At 68.2% G+C, this 21,322-nt stretch carries 22 protein-coding genes and 1 pseudogene; 11 read left to right on the top strand and 12 right to left on the bottom strand.

From position 1 onward, the window contains the following. Window positions 1–753: 753 nt before the first annotated feature. Complete coding sequence (locus tag ACFXI4_RS34055; protein ID WP_384998279.1) at window positions 754–1,305, bottom strand: hypothetical protein; 552 nt, start codon at window positions 1,303–1,305, stop codon at window positions 754–756. A 491-nt stretch (window positions 1,306–1,796) separates the two neighbouring features. On the opposite strand from ACFXI4_RS34055, the gene rfbA reads away from it, so the two are divergent. Then, window positions 1,797–2,768, top strand: coding sequence for a glucose-1-phosphate thymidylyltransferase RfbA (rfbA, locus tag ACFXI4_RS34050; protein ID WP_384998276.1), 972 nt, complete (start codon window positions 1,797–1,799; stop codon window positions 2,766–2,768). A gap of 605 nt (window positions 2,769–3,373) precedes the next feature. On the opposite strand, the gene ACFXI4_RS34045 is transcribed toward rfbA, so the two are convergent. Continuing rightward, window positions 3,374–3,721 carry a hypothetical protein gene (locus ACFXI4_RS34045; RefSeq protein WP_384998273.1) on the bottom strand — a complete coding sequence of 116 codons (348 nt, stop codon included), beginning with the start codon at window positions 3,719–3,721 and terminating at the stop codon, window positions 3,374–3,376. 712 nt (window positions 3,722–4,433) lie between these two features. Between ACFXI4_RS34045 and ACFXI4_RS34040 the strand changes: the two genes are divergently transcribed. The 3 genes from ACFXI4_RS34040 (at window position 4,434) to ACFXI4_RS34030 (ending at window position 7,187) form a co-directional block, all read left to right on the top strand. Then, window positions 4,434–5,240 (top strand): hypothetical protein, encoded by an 807-nt coding sequence (locus ACFXI4_RS34040; protein WP_384998271.1) that lies wholly within the window; start codon window positions 4,434–4,436, stop codon window positions 5,238–5,240. Window positions 5,241–5,456: 216 nt separating this feature from the next. Next, entirely contained in the window at window positions 5,457–6,431 is a 975-nt protein-coding gene (rfbB, locus tag ACFXI4_RS34035) for a dTDP-glucose 4,6-dehydratase (protein ID WP_384998268.1), read from the top strand. Between the two features lie 78 nt (window positions 6,432–6,509). Further along, complete coding sequence (locus ACFXI4_RS34030; protein ID WP_384998265.1) at window positions 6,510–7,187, top strand: SDR family oxidoreductase; 678 nt, start codon at window positions 6,510–6,512, stop codon at window positions 7,185–7,187. A 108-nt stretch (window positions 7,188–7,295) separates the two neighbouring features. On the opposite strand, the gene ACFXI4_RS34025 is transcribed toward ACFXI4_RS34030, so the two are convergent. The 4 genes from ACFXI4_RS34025 to ACFXI4_RS34010 all read right to left on the bottom strand — a co-directional run bounded on the left by ACFXI4_RS34025 (window position 7,296) and on the right by ACFXI4_RS34010 (window position 10,862). Further along, window positions 7,296–8,570, bottom strand: coding sequence for a glycosyltransferase (locus ACFXI4_RS34025; protein ID WP_384998262.1), 1,275 nt, complete (start codon window positions 8,568–8,570; stop codon window positions 7,296–7,298). Then, window positions 8,567–9,070, bottom strand: a complete 504-nt coding sequence (locus ACFXI4_RS34020; RefSeq protein ID WP_384998259.1) for a tetratricopeptide repeat protein — start codon at window positions 9,068–9,070, stop codon at window positions 8,567–8,569. The genes ACFXI4_RS34025 and ACFXI4_RS34020 overlap by 4 nt, the downstream gene beginning before the upstream one ends. A 740-nt stretch (window positions 9,071–9,810) precedes the next feature. Continuing rightward, window positions 9,811–9,978 (bottom strand): hypothetical protein, encoded by a 168-nt coding sequence (locus tag ACFXI4_RS34015; protein ID WP_384998256.1) that lies wholly within the window; start codon window positions 9,976–9,978, stop codon window positions 9,811–9,813. A gap of 2 nt (window positions 9,979–9,980) precedes the next feature. Then, window positions 9,981–10,862, bottom strand: a complete 882-nt coding sequence (locus ACFXI4_RS34010; protein ID WP_384998253.1) for a helicase associated domain-containing protein — start codon at window positions 10,860–10,862, stop codon at window positions 9,981–9,983. Window positions 10,863–11,029: 167 nt separating this feature from the next. Between ACFXI4_RS34010 and ACFXI4_RS34005 the strand changes: the two genes are divergently transcribed. The 6 genes and pseudogenes from ACFXI4_RS34005 to ACFXI4_RS33980 all read left to right on the top strand — a co-directional run. Then, window positions 11,030–11,584: a hypothetical protein gene (locus ACFXI4_RS34005; RefSeq protein ID WP_384998250.1), complete on the top strand. Its 555-nt coding sequence runs from the start codon at window positions 11,030–11,032 to the stop codon at window positions 11,582–11,584. Between the two features lie 229 nt (window positions 11,585–11,813). Then, the gene (locus tag ACFXI4_RS34000) at window positions 11,814–12,863 is read left to right on the top strand and encodes a hypothetical protein (protein WP_384998247.1); all 1,050 of its coding nucleotides are present in this window, start codon (window positions 11,814–11,816) and stop codon (window positions 12,861–12,863) included. Further along, window positions 12,860–13,348, top strand: a complete 489-nt coding sequence (locus ACFXI4_RS33995; protein WP_384998244.1) for a hypothetical protein — start codon at window positions 12,860–12,862, stop codon at window positions 13,346–13,348. The genes ACFXI4_RS34000 and ACFXI4_RS33995 overlap by 4 nt, the downstream gene beginning before the upstream one ends. Continuing rightward, window positions 13,345–14,085 (top strand): class I SAM-dependent methyltransferase, encoded by a 741-nt coding sequence (locus ACFXI4_RS33990; RefSeq protein WP_384998241.1) that lies wholly within the window; start codon window positions 13,345–13,347, stop codon window positions 14,083–14,085. The genes ACFXI4_RS33995 and ACFXI4_RS33990 overlap by 4 nt, the downstream gene beginning before the upstream one ends. Before the next feature lie 132 nt (window positions 14,086–14,217). Next, window positions 14,218–14,799, top strand: a complete 582-nt coding sequence (locus tag ACFXI4_RS33985) for a TerD family protein (RefSeq protein WP_384998238.1) — start codon at window positions 14,218–14,220, stop codon at window positions 14,797–14,799. Between the two features lie 123 nt (window positions 14,800–14,922). Continuing rightward, window positions 14,923–15,231, top strand: a pseudogene (locus tag ACFXI4_RS33980) (NAD(P)H-dependent oxidoreductase); the annotation flags it as partial. 833 nt (window positions 15,232–16,064) lie between these two features. Here ACFXI4_RS33980 and ACFXI4_RS33975 read toward each other — a convergent pair. From ACFXI4_RS33975 to ACFXI4_RS33960, 4 genes are all read right to left on the bottom strand, one after another. Next, window positions 16,065–16,565 carry a hypothetical protein gene (locus tag ACFXI4_RS33975; RefSeq protein ID WP_384998235.1) on the bottom strand — a complete coding sequence of 167 codons (501 nt, stop codon included), beginning with the start codon at window positions 16,563–16,565 and terminating at the stop codon, window positions 16,065–16,067. A gap of 10 nt (window positions 16,566–16,575) precedes the next feature. Then, window positions 16,576–16,983, bottom strand: coding sequence for a hypothetical protein (locus ACFXI4_RS33970; protein ID WP_384998232.1), 408 nt, complete (start codon window positions 16,981–16,983; stop codon window positions 16,576–16,578). 41 nt (window positions 16,984–17,024) lie between these two features. Continuing rightward, a complete protein-coding gene (locus ACFXI4_RS33965) occupies window positions 17,025–17,450 on the bottom strand; it encodes a DUF4259 domain-containing protein (protein ID WP_384998229.1) in 426 nt (141 codons plus the stop codon). Between the two features lie 349 nt (window positions 17,451–17,799). Further along, a complete protein-coding gene (locus ACFXI4_RS33960; RefSeq protein ID WP_384998226.1) occupies window positions 17,800–18,669 on the bottom strand; it encodes a barstar family protein in 870 nt (289 codons plus the stop codon). 133 nt (window positions 18,670–18,802) lie between these two features. On the opposite strand from ACFXI4_RS33960, the gene ACFXI4_RS33955 reads away from it, so the two are divergent. Beyond that, window positions 18,803–19,318 carry a hypothetical protein gene (locus tag ACFXI4_RS33955; RefSeq protein WP_384998223.1) on the top strand — a complete coding sequence of 172 codons (516 nt, stop codon included), beginning with the start codon at window positions 18,803–18,805 and terminating at the stop codon, window positions 19,316–19,318. Between the two features lie 121 nt (window positions 19,319–19,439). Here the strand turns inward: ACFXI4_RS33955 and ACFXI4_RS33950 are convergent, their stop codons facing one another. Continuing rightward, window positions 19,440–19,718, bottom strand: coding sequence for a hypothetical protein (locus ACFXI4_RS33950; protein WP_384998220.1), 279 nt, complete (start codon window positions 19,716–19,718; stop codon window positions 19,440–19,442). Between the two features lie 497 nt (window positions 19,719–20,215). Beyond that, on the bottom strand, window positions 20,216–21,259 hold the full coding sequence (locus tag ACFXI4_RS33945; protein WP_384998217.1) for a serine hydrolase domain-containing protein: 1,044 nt from the start codon (window positions 21,257–21,259) through the stop codon (window positions 20,216–20,218). Window positions 21,260–21,322 lie beyond the last annotated feature (63 nt).

Raw genomic sequence — 21,322 nt, 5'->3', positions numbered from 1 at the left:
CAGCCTCCTTCTCTCGACCCGGTCCCCTTCAAGGACATACTGCAGATACGACATTTCCACCGCGTGTGTGCGGGGTGACTCCAGGGCAATCCTCACGACACGCCATGGTACAGACTTCGTGGCGCCTGCCTGTACATCCGAGGAACCCCATTGGTTGCGCTCTCTGGTGTCGCATACCGCTGAAGACCCGGCGGCCGGCCTGTCTGAAAGCCATATGACAGGGAGAATAAAATAGAGTGAAGCGAAAAGTCGTATCGGGTTTCCGGAAAAGATCTCTGTAGGGGGATCTTTTCGTCGGTACGAGCGGCTGGTGAGCCGCTTCGGTCAGATCTCGGGGCGCGGCGCGTAGACGCCGTTCTGCAGTCTTGATCACTTCGCAGATGACGGCCATTGAGCTGCCATGGTGCCCTCACAGGGCGGTTGGAATTCTGGCGGCGCCCGCAGAAGGGTCGACTGCAGGCATGCTCCGCCCCTGGCGACGTTCGGCGCATGTCACTCCGGTGCCGTCAGGATTCCCTCGGCCTGAAACAATGTGGCGTTCCCTGCCATGGCTGAACAGGTCGCCCACTTCTGCCGGGCTCCCACCGGAGCCGCGATCGTCGGTGAAGCAGGGCCCGCAGAATGGTACGTGGCGCGTTGCCGCAACGGCCTCGACTCCCTGTGACGGGACAGCGTCACGGGCGCCGTGTCCAAGATCGTGCAGATCGTGTGTGCCGACCCCGGGGCGGAAGAACCGGGGTCGGCACGGGTGTGTTATGGCAGCGGGGTCCCCGGAAGTTCAGTGAAGCCTGCGCCGCAGCTGGCTCCCAGGTTCGACGCGCTGAACGGAGTCGCGGTGATGTTGCATACGGCCTCGTAGATCGCCCCCTTGTCGGTTTCCACATTGAGGAAGAGCTTGTTGGGGTTGGGCGCACTGCTGTCGGTGACGGACACGGAGGCGTCGATCACGCACTTCGGGGCGTTGGCGACGGCATCGATGTCCGCCCATACCCCAGGGGTGCGGCTGTCGTTGAGGAAAGCCTTCCCCTTGCCGTTCGTCGCCAGGCGGAACTCGGTGTTCGCGAAGGTTCCGAGGGTCACGATGTCGGTGTCGAAGCCACGCTCGTCCTCGCGGCAGCGTGTACCGACCGGCCCCTTCTTGAGGCCGCTCTGGTTCGCCGACTTCCCGGACGAGACTCCGGGAGTGGAGTACTTGGCTCCAGCCGCCGCGTGAGTGGCGTTCTGGGCGACCGCGGGCGAGGCGAAGAGTGCCCCGGCGGCGACCACTCCGGTCACCGCGAACAGGGCTCTCGAACCGTACTTCATTCGCGTGTCTCCATTCTCTGAGGGTGTGCGACGCCGACCCGGCGGTTCGCCTAGGGGAGCTCTGCCGAGCAGAGGTTGCACACTCGGACATAGCCGATCATTACCAGCACAGTCTTGCGATAAGTCATATATCGGAATCATCACCTGTTGAGAGCACGGGGCTGCCTGGGTGGATCAAGCGAGTGCCGCAGTCGCGCCGGGTGGGGGCCACCACTTGTCCGGGCCGAGTGGGTCCGCGGTCTGGTGCTGGGCGTGCTCTCGGTGGCCGGCGCCCCTCGGTTCCCGGACGGGGGTGTCCTTCCTCGGTGGCGGTGCCGCCGCGTTCGCCGCGTCCGGGTGGGCGGAGACTTCCGGTTCGAGGATCTTCGCCTCGGCCGGCCGCCGTGACAGCAGCCGCGAAAGGGCCCCGCTCGTGTCGCCGAAGACATCGGCCGGTGCGCCACGCGTGGCAGAAAAGGTGCATCTGCGGGCAGTTCGCCTATGGTGATGCCGTGCGCGGAATTCTGCTGGCCGGAGGCACCGGCTCGAGACTGTGGCCGTTGACCCGCTCGGTGTCCAAACAACTCCTGCCGGTCTTCGACAAACCGATGGTCTACTACCCGCTCTCCACACTGCTGATGGCGGGCATTCGGGAGATCCTGATCGTCACCACCCCGCAAGATCAGGATCAGTTCCGCCGGTTGCTCGGCGACGGCGGCCAGCTGGGCCTGCGGCTGGAATACGTGGCACAGGAGCGCCCGAAGGGAATCGCCCATGCCCTCGTCCTCGGGGCTGACTTCATCGGCGGCGAGCCGGTTGCGCTGATCCTGGGCGACAACATCTTCCACGGCACCGGACTGGGCACACAGCTGTCCTGCTACGGCGACCTGAAAGGCGGAAGAGTCTTCGCCTACCAGGTCGCCAACCCCTCGGCCTACGGTGTCGTGGAGTTCGACGAGGAGGGACGGGTACTGTCCCTCGAGGAGAAACCGGCCCGCCCGAAGTCGCGGTACGCCGTGCCCGGCCTGTATTTCTACGACAGCCGGGGGGTGGAGTTCGCGCACGGCCTCAGGCCCAGCGCCAGGGGCGAGTTGGAGATCACCGACCTCAACCGTGTCTATCTGGAGTCCGGGGAACTGAGCGTCACCCGGCTCGACCGGGGCACCGCCTGGCTGGACACGGGGACCTTCTCCTCCATGGTCGAGGCGTCGGAGTTCGTCCGGGTGATCGAGCAGCGCCAGGGCTTCAAGGTCGGCTGTGTCGAGGAGGCGGCCTGGCGGGCCGGACTGATCGACGACGGCCGGCTCCGGGAGCTGGCCCGGCCGCTGCTCGCGAGCGGATACGGCGATTACCTGCTGGGTCTGCTGGAGGAATCCCGGTATCTCGTGGTATCCCCACGAGGCAGCGGGGACACCGGACCGCGCGGCGAGAAGATGCTGCGCACCGGTCCACATGCCGCGCACCGGGCCGTGGGTTCTGTCTGACGGCATCCCCTCTCCTGACCGAAGTCGCGCGGCGGGTGTCCCGAAGGCGCGGTTGGTGAGTGTGGTGGGAAAGGTTGCACGGCAGGACGTTGTTTTCGTGTGACCGGTGGGGGTTGAAGGGACCTGGGTCGACACGCCTGCGGTGCTCACCGCCTGCGGTTATCGCCGCGATATTCGCTACGCGTTGTTCCGCTGGGACGGGCCAAGGATGTGACATGCGTCGGCGGCGCCGTACTGGAGGTCGTGGTAGACATCCGTATTGGTTTCCCCCGCTCCGGGAAATGGGAGCGGTCCGGCTGGACGGCACCACGTACCGCTACGCGTGCCTCCCGGAACGTCCGGGGCCACGTCTTCATGGCGCTGGAGGTCAGTTCCGCCGTCGCCGCTCAGGGTTTGGAAGGGTACGTGCCGCAGCGGGAGTTCGGGGCCGGTCCACTCGTCCTGTCGCCGGCGGTGCCTGGCCCGACGACACCCGGGCGTGCCGACTTCGTTCGAGGTCGGCAGGGTGTATCGCGGAAGTCCCGCGGCCAACGGGGCGCATCGAGTCGGAATTTATGACGCCTTGAACTAATTCGACTCGTTGCGGCCACCCGGGTGATGTTGGGCTATGTCGGGGTCTCATTCCTGTTTACTTCATCGCCCGAAGTGAACAATGGCGCTGTCGATGGCCGCCGTTTGGTGAGCGCGCTCGATGCACGCGTATACGGCGTGGCCATTTCCCAAGTTTCGCGAGGAAGGTTCTCAGTGAGCCGCAGAACAATGCGAAGTTCGCGCGTGAAATCCGCAACCCTGGTTTCGGTGGGCGCGCTTGCCGTCGTGCTCAATATTGCTCCGAGCGCCGCGGCCATCACCGATGCGATCCATCGGTCCGGCACGAGCAGCAGTGCGGGGCTGCCCGGCCCGAACGGTGCCGTGAGCGCCGACCACGGCAAGGGGCAGCTGAAGTCGGGCACGAGCTCCCAGGATCATGACCGTGGGCCGCAAGGGCAGCGTGGCGACAGGGGCCCGCAGGGCCCGCAGGGCCCACAGGGTGTCCAGGGCTCGCAGGGTGTCCAGGGCAGCACCGGGGCCACTGGTCCTCAGGGTTCGCAGGGCTCTCAGGGCTCGCAGGGCAACACCGGGGCCACTGGTTCTCAGGGTTCGCAGGGCTCTCAGGGTTCGCAGGGCTTCCAGGGCGACACCGGGGCTACTGGTTCGCAGGGTTCCCAGGGTTCGCAGGGCTTCCAGGGCGACACCGGGGCTACTGGTTCCCAGGGTTCCCAGGGTTCCCAGGGCTTCCAGGGTTTCCAGGGCGACACCGGGGCTACTGGTTCCCAGGGTTCCCAGGGTTCCCAGGGCTTCCAGGGCTTCCAGGGCAACACCGGGGACACTGGCCCTCAGGGCTCGCAGGGTGACACGGGTGTCCAGGGTCCGCAGGGCTTCCAGGGCAACAACGGGGCCACTGGTCCTCAGGGTTCGCAGGGTGACACGGGAGCCACCGGTGCCACGGGTGCGACTGGTCCCATGGGCCCGCAGGGTGTCACAGGGTCGACCGGTCTGACCGGGGCCACCGGCCCTCAGGGCTCGCAGGGTGCCACGGGGTCGACCGGCCTGACCGGGGCCACTGGTCCTCAGGGCTCGCAGGGTGACACGGGAGCCACCGGTGCCACGGGTGCGACTGGTCCCATGGGCCCGCAGGGTGCCACGGGGTCGACCGGTCTGACCGGGGCCACCGGCCCTCAGGGCTCGCAGGGTGCCACGGGTGTCCAGGGTTCGCAGGGCTTCCAGGGCTTCCAGGGCTTCCAGGGTGCGACGGGGGACATTGGTCCTCAGGGCCCGCAGGGTGACACGGGTGTCCAGGGTTCCCAGGGCTTCCAGGGTACGCAGGGCTTCCAGGGCTTCCAGGGTGCGACGGGGGACACTGGTCCTCAGGGCTCGCAGGGTTCGCAGGGCTCGCAGGGTTCCCAGGGCTTCCAGGGCTTCCAGGGCTTCCAGGGTGAGACCGGGGCCACTGGTCCTCAGGGCTCGCAGGGCGACCCGGGTGTCCAGGGTCCGCAGGGCTTCCAGGGCACCACGGGCGCCACGGGTGCCACGGGTGCGACTGGCCCCACCGGCGCGCAGGGTGCCACGGGTGCGACCGGCCTGACCGGCGCCACCGGCCCGCAGGGTTCTCAGGGTGCCACCGGCACCACGGGTGCCACTGGCCCCACGGGCCCGCAGGGTGGCACCGGTGCCACCGGTTCGCAGGGCCCTCAGGGTACGCAAGGCGCCCAGGGAGCGGTCAGCACCACCGTCGTGACCGGAGCCCAGGGAGCACAGTCGACCGCCACCTGCCCTGTCGGCCAGTCGGCTCTCGGCGGTGGATATCAGGACGCCACGGCCACCTCCGCCGCGAGCCAGAGTGCCCCGATCGGTGGCTCCCCCGCCACGGGATGGCAGGCCACCAGCAACGACGGCTCGACGCTCACGGCGTACGTGATCTGCAGTCCGTGACCACCGCAAGGTGAGCGGTGGTACACGCGTACCACCGCCCACCCCGGTTCGGACGAGCTTCGGTGCCCCAAGGCTTCGGCCTCGGGGCGCCGGCGCGTTCCGCCCCCGTTTCCGGCGCCGCCCCGCGCTCGACGCCGAGTCCTACGACACCGACCTCAGCCGGTCCGGCTTGCCAGGAACGCGCCGCACTCCGGACGGCGAGAAAGACAGACAGCCATGCGCATTCTCGTGACCGGCGGCGCCGGATTCATCGGTTCGGAGTACGTCCGCCGACGGCTGAAGTCCGAGCCGGGGACACGGATCACCGTCCTCGACAAACTCACGTACTCAGGGGTCGAGGCCAACCTGGCTCCCGTGGCGGGGCACCCGGGTTTCACGTTTTTCCAGGGCGACATCTGTGACCCGGACGTGGTCGACCAGGTGATGGCGGCCCAGGACGCGGTGGTCCATTTCGCCGCCGAGTCGCATGTGGACCGGTCCATCCACGGTGCGGGCCCGTTCGTCCGTACGAACGTGGTGGGCACCCAGGTGCTCCTGGACGCGGCCCACCGACACCGCGTCGGCCGCTTCGTCCACGTCTCCACCGACGAGGTGTACGGCTCCATCGGCGAGGGCTCCTGGCCCGAGACGTGGCCGCTCGCGCCGAACTCCCCGTACTCCGCGTCGAAGGCCGGCTCCGACATGCTGGCGCTCGCCTACCACCGGACCCACGGCCTGGACGTCGTCGTCACCCGGTGCACCAACAACTACGGGCCCTACCAGTTCCCCGAGAAGGTCATCCCGCTCTTCATCACCAACCTGCTCGACGGGAAGCAGGTCCCTCTGTACGGCGACGGCCGCAACATCCGCGACTGGCTGCACGTATCCGACCACTGCCGGGGCATCGACCTGGTCCTGCAGGGCGGCAGGGCCGGGGACGTCTATCACATCGGCGGCGGGACCGAGCTGAGCAACCACAAGCTCACCGGTCTGTTGCTGGACGCGGTCGGCGCGGGCTGGGACCGGGTCGAGCAGGTGGCCGACCGGAAGGGCCACGACCTGCGCTACTCGCTGGACGACGGCAAGATCCGCGAAGAGCTCGGGTACGAGCCGCAAGTGGACTTCGCCGCGGGCCTGGCCGCCACGGTCTCCTGGTACCGCGAAAACCGCTCCTGGTGGGCGCCGCTCAAGGAGAGCGCGGGGCCGCGGTGAGCACCGGATGGCTGGTGACCGGCGCCCGCGGACGGGCAGGACAGGCCGGCCGGACTCGCCGCCCGTCCGGACGCCGTGGTGACTGATGCGGGTCGTGCCGAGCTGAACATCACCGACCCGACCGCCGTCCGCGCGCTCGTCAGGGGCCATCGTGTGGTCGTCGGCTGTGCCGCCTGGACGGACGTCGACGGCGCCGAGCGGTCCGGGGCGGCGGCCACGGCCGTGAACGGCACCGCTGTCCGCCACCTGGCGCTGGCCTGTGCGGACAGCGGTGCGCTCCTGCTGCACGTCTCCACCGACCACGTGTTCCCGGACGACAGCCGTGAGTCCTGCTCCGAGGACGCGCCGGCAGGTCCTGTCAACGCCTACGGGCGCAGCAAGCTGGCGGACGTGGTGGCCGACCAGCACGGCCGGCCCACCTGGTCCCGCGCGCTCGCCCGGCAGCTGGCCGCGCTCGGCCGTGCGGCCCTGGCCGGGCGGACGCCTGCGGGCATCCACCACGGCACGGCGGACGGCCGCACCACGTGGTACGGCCTGGCGCGGGAGACCTTCCGCCTCGCGGGCCTCGCCCCGGAACGGCTCCGCCCGTCGGCTCGGAGGCGTTCCGCGCCGTGCGGCCCGCCCGGCGTTCGGGGTCTTGGGCCACGGCGACCGGGCCCGTTGCGCACTCGCCGGCCTCGCGCGATGGGACGACCAGCCGGCCGCGGCCCTCGCCGAGCACCCCTTCGCCGCTCCGGCCGAAGCGACGCGCAGTAACGGCCCACGGCCGCCGGCCTGATTGCCGAGCGACTCCCGGACGGAGAGAAAGGAAAGGCGCCCTGCGGACCTGACGGTCCGCAGGGCGCCTTTTCGCGTGCACCGGCGTCAGACCAGCAGCGGTCCTCCGCACCGCTCGGCGCCGTCCTTCATCGCGATGAGGTTGGCGACGACATAGGAGATGTTGTTCCGGGAGTGCCACTCGGTGGGGAAGTAGGTGACCAGACGTGACGACTGGAACCTGGCCTCGATCTCGGGCACGAAGGCGCGGTACTGGTTGTCCGTGTAGTACCAGAACGAGTTCTCGTTGTAGTAAGCGAGGTGGGTCGGGTCCTGGTACGCGCCGCGGCCGTCGGAGCTGGGCGTCATGGTGAGGAGCATGCCGCCGGGTGCCAGCAGCCGGTACAGCTCGTTGATCAGCGGCACTTTCGCCGGCACGTGCTCGAGGAAGTCCACCGCCCGCAGCAGACCGACCGAGTTGTCGGGAAGGTCGAGTTTTCCGGGCAGGGTCGCGACGATGTCAACGCCCTCACCGGGGTACTGGTCCACGCCGAGGTAGCCGGGCGGCTTGCGGTGCGCCGCGCCGAGGTCCAGTGCGAGCAGTTCACGCCGGTGCGTCCAGGCCAGCGCGTTGGCCTCGATGTACTTGTCGTACAGGGCGACCGTCTCGCGCTGGATGTGTGCGTTGATCTCCGGGTCGCGCTGGGTGTTCGCGGGGTGCATCCGCTGCAGGTACAGACAGCGGGGGATGCGGTGGAAGTCGCCGAGGTGGAACAGCCGGCACATCAGGTCCTGGTCGTCCAGCACCGTACGCGTGGCGTCGTACCCGCCGGCCTTCTCGTAGCTCTCCTTACGGAATGCCCGCACGTGGTTCGGCGCGTACCAGATGTAGGAGACGTTGTGCGGCGTCGGGTCCATGGCGAGCGACTGGAGCAGCTTGCGGCCGTCGACGCGGACATCCTCGTACTTCCAGCCGTGCGCCTCGTTGAAGCGGCTCTCGTCCCGCTTGCCGTCCTCGGTGATCTGCGCGGTGTTGCTGTACACGAGGACGGCCTCGGGATGCGCGTCGAACGCCTTGGCCAGTTCCGCAAGGCATGCCTTCGCCAGGAGGTCGTCGTGGTCGAGTTCGACGAGGATCTCACCGCGCGCGAGTTCGCAGGCCCTGCGCTTCGCCGCCCCGACGCCGCGGATGCTGTCCGCGATCTCGATCCGGACCCGTTCGTCGTGCCGTTCGGGTCGCCACCGGGCGCCGTTGTTGAGCACGACGATCCACTCCCAGTCCGCACAGGTCTGCGCCTGAAGGGACTTGAGGCACTCGTCGAGGAAGCGGGGCTGGTGGCTGGGGGTGAAGACGGAGAACCTGGGCGTCGCGGTCGATGTCATCCGTTGGTACCTGCCTGACTCGAAGTCGGAGTGGGGGTTACGTCGTCCTGGAACTGTTCCGGGACCTGGGAGTACAGCGAGGGGTCGGCCGCGACGGCGCTGCGGAACTCGTCCTCGGCCTCGTCGTCGTGCTTCTTCTGCGTCAGGATCCAGCCCAGCTGGAGGTGGGCCGTGGCGGCCCGGGGACTGGCGGCGATGGCGCGCTTCAGGAGTCTGACGGCGTGGTCGGTGTCGCTCGCCTTCAGCAGGACCGCCTCGTTGTAGAGGGCCGAGGCGTACTTCGGGTCGATCTTCAGCGCCTTGTCGTAGGCGTCACGAGCCACGGCCGTCCTGCCGTCCCGTTGCGCGAGGACGCCCAGGTTGTACCAGGCCAGCTTGTTGTTGGGTTCGAGCTCCAGCACCCGCTGATAGGTTCTGGCTGCACCTTGGAGGTCCTGGTACTTCTCCTGCAGCAGGGCGGCCTGGAAAAGCGTATTGGCATCCTGAGTCCGTTTGGTCACCAAATTGGACTCGGATTCAGGTGCTGTTGCGGAGTGGGACTGAACCGCCCAGGTGATCACCCCGGCCGCAATCGCCGCCGCACCGCCGATCCCCGCCCACAATCGCCTGCGTTTCATTTTTTCACATCTCGCATAAATAGTGAAGGATCAAGGATGTGGCTGATCCCGGGCAGGTGGTCGACACCGAAAAGACCACGGCGGTGCCGACGGTGCCGGAGTCCGAACCACCGTCATTTCCGCTGACGTTACGAGTTCTTTGTGAGGGTGCGGCCGTTCGGCAGGTATTTGCGGCGTGCAGTCCACCCGAATGCAGGCATCAAAGCCCGGCGAGGCGAAGGGGATGGGTGAGGAATCGGGGCGAGCGTCGAGGGCGAGCGTCAACGCCTGTCCAGGGGTGATCAGTTGCGGCGCGCGCCATCCATCGGCGTGATAGTGACTTCGAGTTGCAGTAAATGCAACAATCGTCGCGCATCACGCTCACCGCTGTTTGATATCCGTGTCGGCGCCGGGGGCGCCGTGCACGCTGCGGACGAGGAGTCACGCGCCCCGTGAACCAGGCCGTCGCCAGGGAGCCCAGGACGCGGTCCTGGACGCGCACGTCAAGGAAGAGGCCGGCAGGGGGCTTTGGCCGGGCCGACGTGGGCGAGCTCTTCCGGGGGTTCCTGGGCACAGATCGCTGCCCGGTGGCGAGAGTTCCCCCGCCTCGCCGCCCGCCGCCGCGGTGGGGATTGCGCGGCGGCTCATGGATCACCCCTGGATGCTGAATCCGGCCACCACTTCATCCCGAGTTCGTCGAGGTGGGCGCGTCGCTGGGCACTCAGCCTCGTGGCGCGGCGGCGGACGTTGCTGATGAACGCGCCCGGTTTCACGGGGTCGCCCTCGACGTCCTCGATGTGCGTGCGGGGCACGGTCAGATACCCCTGGCGGGACCGAACTGCCGGGCGGCAGCGATGTTCCGCGCCCACGCGGTGCTCCGGGAGCGGCCCGCGGACCGCTTTTCCCCGGCCGCCGGCTCCACTCCAAGTGCGTTGCTCGGCAGCCATTGCTGGGCGGGGAGGAGTCTGTCCCAACCGTGCCGCTGCGCGGCTGCCCAGGCTCCCAGCTCCTCGCCCTGGACGATGACCTGGTCTGCGGGCGCCGACAGTGTCCCGCCGGCCTTCACGTCGGCATGGGCGAGGCACAAAAGCAGCGTTGCCGGCCGACGTCCCAGGAGGGGCACACCCTGGATCGATCGCGTACAGGCCCCCAGCCGGTCCTGTGGCAGTTCCCCGGCGTAGAAGACGGTCTCACCCGCTGCGCGTCGTTCGGTGTTCTCCCGTGCCTTGCGGGCGGCGGCGCGCTGGTTCTCGACCCATGTCCCGATCGGGCAGCCCTTCCACACTGCGGAGGTCGGCGGGAGCGGCATCCAGCCGGACGCGGCCGCGTATGCGCGGGCCACGATCAGGCCCTCTTCCCACGCGGTGTCGTGCACCGGCCACACCACGCCCAGCGCCCGGAGTCCGGCCACACGCTCCGGCTGCAGCGTTCCCGCGGCACAGGAGCGGCGCTCATCTGCGGCCCGTACTCCCAAGGGGTGGTTGCCGATCCCCTGCCAGTATGCGGGTGTGACAAAGGTGTAGGGCACCCGCAGTTCGGGGCCGCCGGTCTCGAGCCGCCACCGCGTGGCGGCTTCGATGCCGCGCCGCCAGCAGGTGCCCCCGGAGTCGATGACCGCCAACCTGACGAACTGGGCGACGACGGCCGGATCGCGTTCCCCCAGGAGCCGCAGCACTCCAGCCGCTCGCTCGCTCACACGCGCGGAGTCCTCCTCATCGTGCCTCTGGCCGGGGGTGTCTTCGGGCAACTGCCCACCGTCGTCGTCCGGTTCAACCCGCAGGCGAACGTCGGGGACGTTGGGGTCGGCGAGGGCCTCGAGCGTGTGCGTGTCGTGGGCCCGCAGAGCTCCGAGGGCCTTTGCAAGTGTTACTGCTACCGGTCGAGGACGTGATCGGCCATCTCGTCGACAACGGCATCAAGCGGCCGGCGATGCCCGCCGACTGCCCGCCGTGGGACCGTGTCCACGCGTTCTTCCGCCGCCGGCGCGACCATTGGCCCGTCAAGGAGTGCCGTGACCGTCCGCGCGCAGGAATCCGCGCGAGGGAGGGGCGCGACACGGAGCACACGGCCGGCGCGGTCGACTCGCGGTCCGTCAAGGCGGACGTGGCCGTCGGCTCCGACAGCCGTCGCTTCGACGGCGGAAAGCTGATCAACGGGCGCAGGCGGCACGTCGTGGTCCACACGCCCGGTCTGCTCCTCGGGGTGACGCGCCGCCACGGACACCGGCGACCGCACTGCCACTCAGGTAGGGGAGAAGCGGACCGGGATCCCCTCCGGGATCTCCCTCAAGCCGACGACGTCTCCGAGCCGCTGCCCGGCCACGAGTCGCGGGTGCCCGGAGGTCAGCGAGGCGGTGGTTCCGCCGTTCGGCTGGAGACGGACACCCGTTGGCACCCCGGGCCCGGACAGCCCGCCTGAGCTGTGCCAGCTTGTAGGTGTCCTGTCTGTTCCGGCACGGGTCACGGCATTCAGGGCCGTCCCTTTGCGCATGCGGCTCGAAGACTGGAGGCGACGGCCGATGACAGGTGGCGGACGGCCGTCGGGTCCGGCCCCGGCCGATGGGCCGCGGCGAAGGAGACCGGACGAGAGGTCGGAGCTGAAGCGGCTGAAGCGGCTGAAGCGCGTACGTGTCGCCACGGTCGCCGGCGTGGCCGCGGGTCGTGCCCGGGCTCGTGCGACGGCACAGCGTGTCGGCCGGCTGCCGCCGCCTCCGGGGCCGTTCCGCCCCGGATTCCGGCGCGGCCCGATCCGCGGACCCTGGCTGACCTCGGTGTTCGGCCTGGTCCTACTGATGGGTGTTCCGGTGCTGTTCATCACCGGAATGCTCTCCTGCGCCGCCTGCAATTCCGACCTGAGCACCCTCAACGACGAGACCCCCGACAAGGGCGTCCTGGGCTTCTGCCTCTTCGCCTCGCCCACACATCCCTCCTGGCCCTACCGGCTGCTCCAGAGCGTGCACGTGACCTTGGGCGTGGTCCTCGTCCCGGTGCCGCTTGCCAAGCTGTGGTCGGTGATCCCGAAGCTGTTCGCATGGCTGCCGGCCCGCTCCGTCGCCCACGGCCTGCAGCGGCTGTCCCTGCTGATGCTGGTCGGCGGCGTCATCTTCGAGTTCGTCACCGGCATCCTCAACATCGAGCTGTACTACGTCTTCCCGGGCCCGTTCTACCGTCTGCACCTCTACGGCGCCTGGGTGTTCATCGCCGCCTTCGCCGTCCACGTGTGCCTGAGACTCGGCCGGTTGACGCGGACCCTGCGCTCGCGCAGCCTGCGGACCGAACTGCGCACCGACCTCGCCCGCACCGTGCCCGAACCGCCCGACCCCGACGGCCTGGTGGCGGCCGCCCCCGCGCTGCCGACGATGACCCGCCGCGGCGCACGCGGCATGATGAGTGCGGGATCACTGCTGCTCCGGGTCGCGACCGCAGGGCAGAGCATCGGCGGGCGGCTGCGCGCCGCCGTGCTGCTCGCGCCGCACACCCGCGACCCCGGCAGCGGCCCGAACGCCTTCCGGATCAACAAGGCGGCGGCGAAGGCCGGCATCACCCCCGCCCTCGCCGGACCTGCCCGGCGGCTGGAGGTGCACGGACGCGGAGCGCCGTGGATCCTCACCCGCGAGCAGCTCCTGGCGATGTCCCAGCAGCCAGGCGTGAACAACACCGAGTGGGTCCATCGGCTCACCTTCAGGACGTGGCCATGACACGATTCGTCCGCTGGTACGGCTCAGGACCTCTGCACCTGCTCGTCCTGACCGGCTACGCCATGGTGCGGTTGTTCGCCGTCCAGCCCCGGGCGGTGGCGATCTGGTTCGCCGGCGCGGCCGTCCTCCACGGCCTCATCCCGCTGCCCCTGTACTCGCTGGCCGACCTGTCGGCCCTCTCCGTACTGCGGCACCGAGCCGACGCCGCCGACAGACCGGTGGTGCGGTGGATCAACCACCCGCGGGTTCCCGCGTTCCTGTCCGGTCCGCTCCTGCTGGTCTGGTTCCCGCTCCTCCTCCGTCTGGCGGCGCCCTACCCCGGTGGAACCGGTCTGTCCGACGGCGTCTCCCCCGGCCGGCGGCCGGCGATCACCGGCGTGCTCTTCGCGGCCTCCGCGGTCGCCCTGGCCGTCCGACTGCGCCGTACGCACCGGCCCGGCGACGACGAGGGCCGACTCCCGGCCGGACACGGAACAGTCGCGTGACAACCGACGAGGAGGAGCTGTACGACGCCGAGGAGGACCCCTACGCCCTCGCCCTGCGGCCCGGCCGGGAACCGGTCTACCTGCGGCTGGACGACGGGCGCCGCATCCGGGTGCCGGTCCACCGCTGGCACGAACAGCCCACGGGGGCCGACAGGACCGTGCTGGAACGCTGCGCGGGCCCGGTTCTCGACATCGGCTGCGGGCCGGGCCGCATGTGCAGAGCGCTCCTGCGCCAGGGAGTCTTCGCCCTCGGTGTCGACATCACACCTCGTGCGGTCGCCCTGACCACCGCCCTGGGCGGGCTCGCACTGCACCGGTCGGTCTTCGAGCGGCTGCCGGCCGAGAGAAGCTGGCGGACGGTGCTGCTCATCGACGGCAACATCGGCATCGGAGGCGACCCACGTGGCCTGCTGCGTCGCTGCGGCGACCTGATCGTCCCCACCGGGTGCCTCGTCGTCGAGGTCGACCCCCATGACGTGGAGGAGCAGTGCACCGCCCGGTTCGAGAACGTGCACGGCCAGGGCGGTCCAGCTTTTCCCTGGGCGCGGCTCGGACGACCGGCGCTCCAAAGGATCACCGCCGACGTCGCCCTCACCGTCACGGACCAGTGGACGAGCGGACACCGCTGCTTTGCCGCCCTCTCACCCACCAGGGACCATCCTGCGACCACCCTGACGTGGCCCCCCGGTGGCGCGGGACAGCAGGACGGCGGTCGTCCGACGTCATGTCACGGGTGAGCCATGTCCCACCCCTTCACACCGCTCCTCGAGAAAGGCGTCAAGGAAGCATCAAGTCGCTGGTCACAGGCCATACTTCACGGGTGGGGGCCGACTGGGTTCCCAGTGGTCCGGTGCGGGAGGCGACATCCGGTGAGCAGCGTCGGCGGGGGACTCGGCAAGGTCGAGGTGCGGTTGAAATGGGACCCGAGTCCCTTCGGGGAACCGCCCCGGCATCTCGACATCGTCGCCGCGACCTATTCCGCAGACGATTCCCACGGGCGGCCGGAGTACATCGTCCACTACGACAGCCGGTCACCCGACGGCACCATCAACATGACCCGGCACAGTCAGACCGGCCAGGGCTTCGGCTACGTCGAGGTGATGGTGCTGGAGTTCGACCGCCTCGCGGCCGCCTACGGACGGGTCGTGGTGGGGGTGGTCATCCACCAGGACGGCGGCCGCCGGACCTTCGCCGACATCCACAACGCCGGGGTGCTGGTCGTCCAGCACTACACCGAACTGCTGGCGGACGACTTCACGCAGGTCGCCGACTCCACCGCCACCACCGTGGCCGAGTTCGTCCGAGACGGCTCCGGCGTGTGGGAGATGCACGCGATGGTCCGGGGATCCGACAGCGACCCGGTGCCCTTCACCCTGGAGATGGGCAGCGTGCCCCGGCCTCGCAGCGGCCACACCCCGGAGGACCGCCCGGCCGGAGGGCGTCCGGTCTGACCGCGCCGATCAGGTTCCGCCGGCCGGCCGGGTTGCCAGTACGCGGGCGATACCCAGCTGATCCAGGATCGACCGGGCGGGTTCGTCCGCGTTCGTGACGAGCAACCGGGTGCCGCTGGCGCGAGCGGCACGCAACGCCTGATCGACCGCAGCACCGCCGTCATGGACGCGCAGGGGGTGCGAGTCGACGTCGTCCGGGCGGTGGACCACGACATCGCCACCGGGGTCTGGCCCGACATGACGGAACACGGCTGGGAGACGGACGCCTGGCCGGACCTGTACCGGCAGGACCTGGCGGCCGACGTCCTCGTGCTCGCCGGCCCGATCTGGCTGGGCGACAACAGCTCCGTGATGAAGCGGGTGATCGAACGCCTCTACGCCTGCTCCAGCCTGCTCAACGACGCCGGCCAGTACGCCTATTACGGCAGGGTCCGCGCCCCGACGGCCGAGGTCGGCAGCGGCCTACGGGGTCGGCATCCCGAAGAGCACGACAGCAGTGAAGATCCCCACTGGAACGGCGAGAGCCAGCACGAATCCAGCAAGGCATCCCCACGTGGTCAGTCTGACGCTGGTTCTCTCGTAGTCATCGCTCTTCGGCACGCCCCCATCCAACCGGCATGCATCAGACCCGCTGCCGCTACCCCTCTCCGCTACCTCGATCATGCCCCTGATAAGGCAGCCAGCGGAGGTAGTGGACCTGACAGGAACGGGGCCACCGCTCCCGGAACCGCGCCGCATGACCACCGCTGCCGCACCTGCCGAACAACTCCTCTACCGGGAAGAGGCCGGACGCTCGATTGTTTGGCCCCCCGGGTACGACAAAGGCCAGGTAGTAAATTTACTACCTGGCCTCTGACCAGCGTCGGGGTGGCGGGATTTGAACCCACGACCTCTTCGTCCCGAATGAGGTTCGACCAAGATCCTCACCAGGGTGAATGGGTGTCGGTGCTGGTCAGGGGCTTGGAGTGACTTGGTCTCGAGTGGCCTCGGTGGGCCTCTGATCGAAGATCATCTCCCAGATTTCTCCCAACCTTAGGTGCTCTCGGGACGTGATCTCGCTCTTGGGTTTCATTGCACGAGCAAGTTTGCGTGCAGGTGCAGGGGGTGTTCACGAATCAGCCTGGCCTGGGGTTGCGGAGCGAGCTGAAGATCGTTCCCCAGTCGGACGGTGATCGTTCCCCGTTTCTGCCGGGCGACTGGCCCTTGGGCCAGCACGGGAGTCAGTGCCGCAGGGGGTGAGGCCGAGGGTGACGAGGGATCTGAGGTCACGCCTTGGGTTCGGTGTTGTAGGCGTACACACGGATGGGGTCGAGGTGCAGTTCATGGGGCCCGAGACAGTCTGCGGCAAGGGTTGCTACGCGTGCGCCGCAGGCGCACGCCATGTTGCGGCCTCCCGTTCCCAACGGTCCGCAGCACCCGCGGTGTGTACCCGTCACGCGGGCCAGACGGAGGCTCGGCACGTCCTTCGGATGCACGATCACCGAGTTCCTGGGGCCGGTGGAGACCGCTCCGTCCAGCTCGGGCGGCATAAGAAGAGCGCGATTGTCGGATCCATCAAGCTCGGGGGCGTGCGCCGACGGTCGCACAAATGGTGCGCCCCATGGCTTGAGGTCGATGGCATAGGACCCCAAAGGCACGGTCGAAGGTGCCAACCGGGTTTCGTGGTCGCGGTCTGCGTCGGCTACGCGGGCGTCGGGGACTTCCTGGAGCTCCTGAAGGTCGCGGGTCAGCTGAGCACCGCACTTCGCACAGTAGAAGACCGTCATGTCGGCCGTTCTACCGGACTGTTGGGCCGAGTGCCTGGTCGCGGTACTGCTGGAAGGCGTGCCAGCCTGATGTCTGTTGTGGAGTGATGACGTCTCCTTCCGCGCAGTCGAGGACCTCGCAGTGCAGGGCTTCGGCGAGGCTGAAGACGGCCGTGAGAACATCGTCGCCGGAGCCGCGGATGTGGAGCATGATCGAGTCCACGGGGTCGTCTGATCCGATGTTGAGTTCCATCGACCAGGTGGGCCCGAGGATCTCCCCCCAGGTGGGGTCGGAAAGATCGGCTTCGGGGACGGCCCGCGTGATGGTCGCGAGGACATCGCCCAAGCGGCCGAGCGGAGCCGGCTCGTATGCATCGGGGAGTTGCTGGACCGAGGTGATGTCGTCGGGCAGGCGGAGCAAGAGCACGTCCCAGCTCATGGCGTCCTTCCAGTGGTGGGTGAACGGTGTCAGCAGACTGTTCAGGCCAGTCGGAGCTGTGCTCCGAGAGGTTGCGGCAGGAGCACGTTCTGCAGCCGGTGGATCTCTGCGCGCCAAACGCCGCCCTGGGTTCCGTCCCAGAGTTCGAGCAGTTCGGATGGCTCGGTCATGACACGGTCGAGTGCCTGGTGGGCGAGGTTCCTCAGGCCGGCGAGGTCAGGAAGGGGCTCTTCCGGCCCATAGACGGAGTCGGTGGCCGGGCCCTGTGGGCATTGCGCGGCAACGAGGGCAGCTGCGGCCACCGCGACGTCGGATTCGGGTGCTTCGATGTAGTTCTCGGTATCGATCACGCGGGTGAGAGCGCTGCGGATCATGCCCTCTCGTTCGTCTGCGGCTGCCTCGTCGAGGTCGCCGCAGAAGTCCGCTGCGGTGTCATTGTCGAACGGGCCGACGTCCCAAGTGCCCATGGTCTCTCCAGATCGTGGTGTTGACCGAGGCATCCTGGCAGAGGCCACTGACAACGTCCGCGCGGGCCGGGCGATGTCCACGAGTGCCTCTGATGAAGCCCAGATGAGAGCAAGAGCGCTTCCCGGATTGGCGGCTAGCCTTCCCGGTCTTGTCGGCGGACCCAGCGTCCTTCGGCTGTCAGTTGCCGTCACCGCCTCATGACGGGCCACGGCAACGGTGTGAGCGCCGGGGACGGCTGCCGTGATGAGCACTGTGGTGAAGGGTTGGATGCGCGAGGAGGAGCACTGGTACGGCCGTGCTGACACCGTCCCCGATGCCATTGCTCCTGTATTCGAGGGAGCTTCCTACTCAGCGGCGACGGGCGTCGAGTGCTTCGTCATTGTTCCAGAGGACGCTCGTGGCGCCGATGGGCTCGAACCGGATCTGAGGGTCGTTGCTCTGGATCAGGCAGATCAGACGGCGCCGAAGTACGGCTGCCTGGCGGGCCTGGTCGGCGATGATGTCCAGCACAACCTGTGCCGCCCTGGGGCAGATCCCCGCAAAGTGGTCGTAATCGGTGAAGGCAAGGACCAGTCCGGCGCCTTCGGGAGCGTCGTCGTAGCCGCCGTAGCAGACCACGTCGCCGAGGCAGTCGTTGAGCGCGTCCAGGTTGTGCCCGTAGTAGTCGGGAAAGTCCAGGGCCGCGGCGATGGCGCGGTGCATGTCCTGTTCCGTGCTCCACTGGCCGGCTTCCAGACGGATGACGCGGAAGTTGCTTTCCTCAAGACGGTCCGCCGCCTGTGTGAAGAGGCTCTTGCGCCAGAAGAGGGTGACGAAGGTGTTGATCATGTACTCGATGCCAGGATGCCGAGTCGTCGCGGCGGACCATGCCGCATCGCTTCGATAGGTGTCGAGCAGGCGGAAGAACTCTTCGACGGGAGTTGAGCCGTCGGGGGTGTTGCGCTCGATGTCGGCTGCCCAACCGAGTGCGCTGGTGTCGCCGAGACGTGTTCCGAGCCACTGGCTGAAGGCTCCACCGGGCCAGAAATCGCAGGGGTCATCGATGGAGTGCACACCGAGGGCTACCTGGTAGCCGATCAGCATTGTCTGCAGATCACGGAGTGAGCCGCCGGGCACCCACATGCCGGGCCGGAGACGGATCCGGTCCAGGAAGTCGTACACGTCCGTGCAGTCCTGCCAGTGTTTTACAGCGTTTTGGGGGTGGTTCTCGGTCGGCATGCGCTGAGCCTACGGCGGGGGAATGGTCGTAAGACGATCGAGTGCGGCTACTACCCAGGCCGAACGGGTCGCAGCAGGCTGACCGCCTGAATCCGCTGGACTGCTGGTCAGGGCACCTGTCAGGCTCCGCCTCGTGAAGATTCTCGATGTCCTGGCCGACATGGCGAAGACGGGCCAGCTGGGCTCGGTGTTCAGCGGAGCCGACTGGAGCGATGTGACCGCGGCTCTCGGCGAGCCATGGGACATCGGAACGATGAGCCGGAACAGGAAGTGGCCGAGGCTCTTCGCCTATGGAGATCTTGAGCTGAGTGTCTGCCGCTGCAGCAAGGTGACTCTCATCTGCGTCCAGACCTGGCGCGAAGTCGTGGAACTCCCCCCGTCGGTTGCCGAGGGGACGGAGACGTTCCCGGCAGGGCTCACCTACGCGGACGTCGTGTCTGCCTTGGACAAGGCCGGCTGTTCCTGGGAGCCCTATCCGTCGCTGACCTTCGGAGATCAGTGCTCGCTCGTGGCGATCCCGACAGGGGCGAATTTCACCTTCGAGATCCCCGAGGGTGAGGAGCCCGTGCTGAACGTCATGGGCCTTGGCGGCGGACACGATTGTCGAACAGCCCCCGGAAGCGACAAAGATCCCGACCGATCATCGTGATCGGCGGGATCTCGTCAACCATTCCCGAGCGAACTCAAGAACAGTCGTGCAGGTGCAGGAGCTCAGGTTTCCTGCGAAGTTGTTCGCGGCTCAGCCGGTCAGAATGCCAGCGGTTGGCATGTCAGGCTTCGGGTGCCGTGAGGTGCCGCCGAGCTTCGGCCCAGACTTCTTCGAAGTCCGGGCGGGTCAGCGGTTCCTCGACGTGCCCTTCCCAATCGTTGACGGGTGACTCCGCAGTGAAGCCGTAGCGGGTGTCGTCATCTTCGGCCGACGCGGCCACGATGGGGCGTAGCGCGGGTCCTTCGAGTTCGACCTGACGGTTCACCCATCCGTCGTCGCTGACCTCGAAGTAGAACCAGGTGTTCTCTTCGTCCCAGTAGCTGCGGAACCATCTCGTCATCGGCTCATCCTGACCCACCGCTGTCGGCCTCCGATAGCTTGCTGGTCAATCGAACCAGACGACGAGCCGTACGTTCTCCGAGCCGTGCAGCTCACCCGGTGTTCACAGCACCTCCCGGACCGGCCTCAGCGGGTGGTGCCACTCGGAGGAGGTCCCGCAGAGGTCAGGCGCTCCACCACTCGTCGGTCCCGCGGCCAACCTCGAAGTGCCACTGGGGTCGCACCTGCTGCTTCTCCTTGGCTCCCAGCACGTCCGCCGTCTATCGGCGCATCGTGGAGCGGGGGTGCGTCGACGGCGGATCGGAGCGCCTCGTGCAGGCCGCCACGGACCCGCAGGGAAGAATGCGCCGACGGGGCCGAGGTACGACAGAGAGCGACCACGGGCCACGAACCTGTCCCGAGTCGGGACAAGCCTCCTGTCCCGACTCGGGACAGGGAGCGCAACGCCCTGGCGCCTGGTGGGGCAACGCGCATGCGGCGACCTTCTGGACGCGGCTCTCAGCTGAAGGCGAGTCCGCAGAAGGCGTTGCGAATATCGGTCAGAGGCTGTCGATCGCGGGTGTAGTAGAGCTTGTTGGTCAGCAGCACCGTCCATCGACTCTGTTGGGGTGAGATCCACATGCCGGTGCCGGTGAAGCCATAGTGGACCCACACGTCGTTGGCCGGGGCGGTTTCGGGAGCGGTGTGCCAGAACAGGCCGCGCACAGGTGTCAAGTCGCCGGTCTGCACGGTCAGTGACGTTGCGGTCCAACCGGAGCCGAAGCCGTGTCGTTCCGGTGCGGTGCCGGTGTCCAGCATGTAGCGCAAGAAGGCAGCGAGGTCATCGAGGACGGTGAAGGCGCCGGCGATGCCGCAGACGCCGTCCAGTAGGCGTGCGGAGAAGTCGTGGGCGGTTCCCTTGAGATGAGCGTCGGTGTCCTGGTCGAGTTCGGTCGGGGCGCAGCGGGCCGCGATCTCGGCGGGGAGTGGGCCGAAGCGGGTGGTATGCATGCCCAGGGGGCGCCAGACGCGGGTGGTGGCCAGCTGGTCCAAGGGCCGGCCGGAGAGGTCTTCGGCGAGGTAGCCGAGGATGAGGGCGGCCCGGTCGGTGTACTCGACTGCTTCGCCTGGTGGCCGGTGGAGCTGCTCGTGCAGCACGCCTCGGCGGATTTCGTCCGGGTCGGTGCCGTAGAGGTTTTTCAGTTGGGCCCGTAGGGGGAGACCGGCGGTGTGCGTGAGCAGTTGGCGGGCGGTCACTGCGTCGAGGGGGTGGCCGGTGACCTCGGGCCAGAAGGTGCCGAGCGGCTGGTCGAGGTCGAGGGCGCCGTCTTCCCATAGGGCGCCGATGGACGACCACACGGCGAGGATCTTGGTGAGGCTGGCGGCGTCGAAGACGGTATCGGTGCGCATCGGCACTTCCGGCTCGTCGGGGTCGAGGACGCCGCACGTCCCCTGGGCGCGGATGCCGGTGGCGTCGCCGACGGCCCATACGGCGCCTGGATACACCTTGTCGCGGACGCCTTGATCGAGCAGGGCTTCGATGCGGTCGCTGTCGTAGGCCATGGTCTCCCTCTTCGCCGGGCTATCCCCCGGTGAGCGTAGTGACGTTGACGGAGTGGGCCGGGC

It is taken from the genome of Streptomyces sp. NPDC059224 (genome assembly GCF_042754285.1).
Lineage (GTDB): Bacteria > Actinomycetota > Actinomycetes > Streptomycetales > Streptomycetaceae > Streptomyces.
The sequence above is the reverse complement of the archived record's forward strand: the minus strand, read 5'-3'. Positions and strand labels throughout refer to the sequence as shown.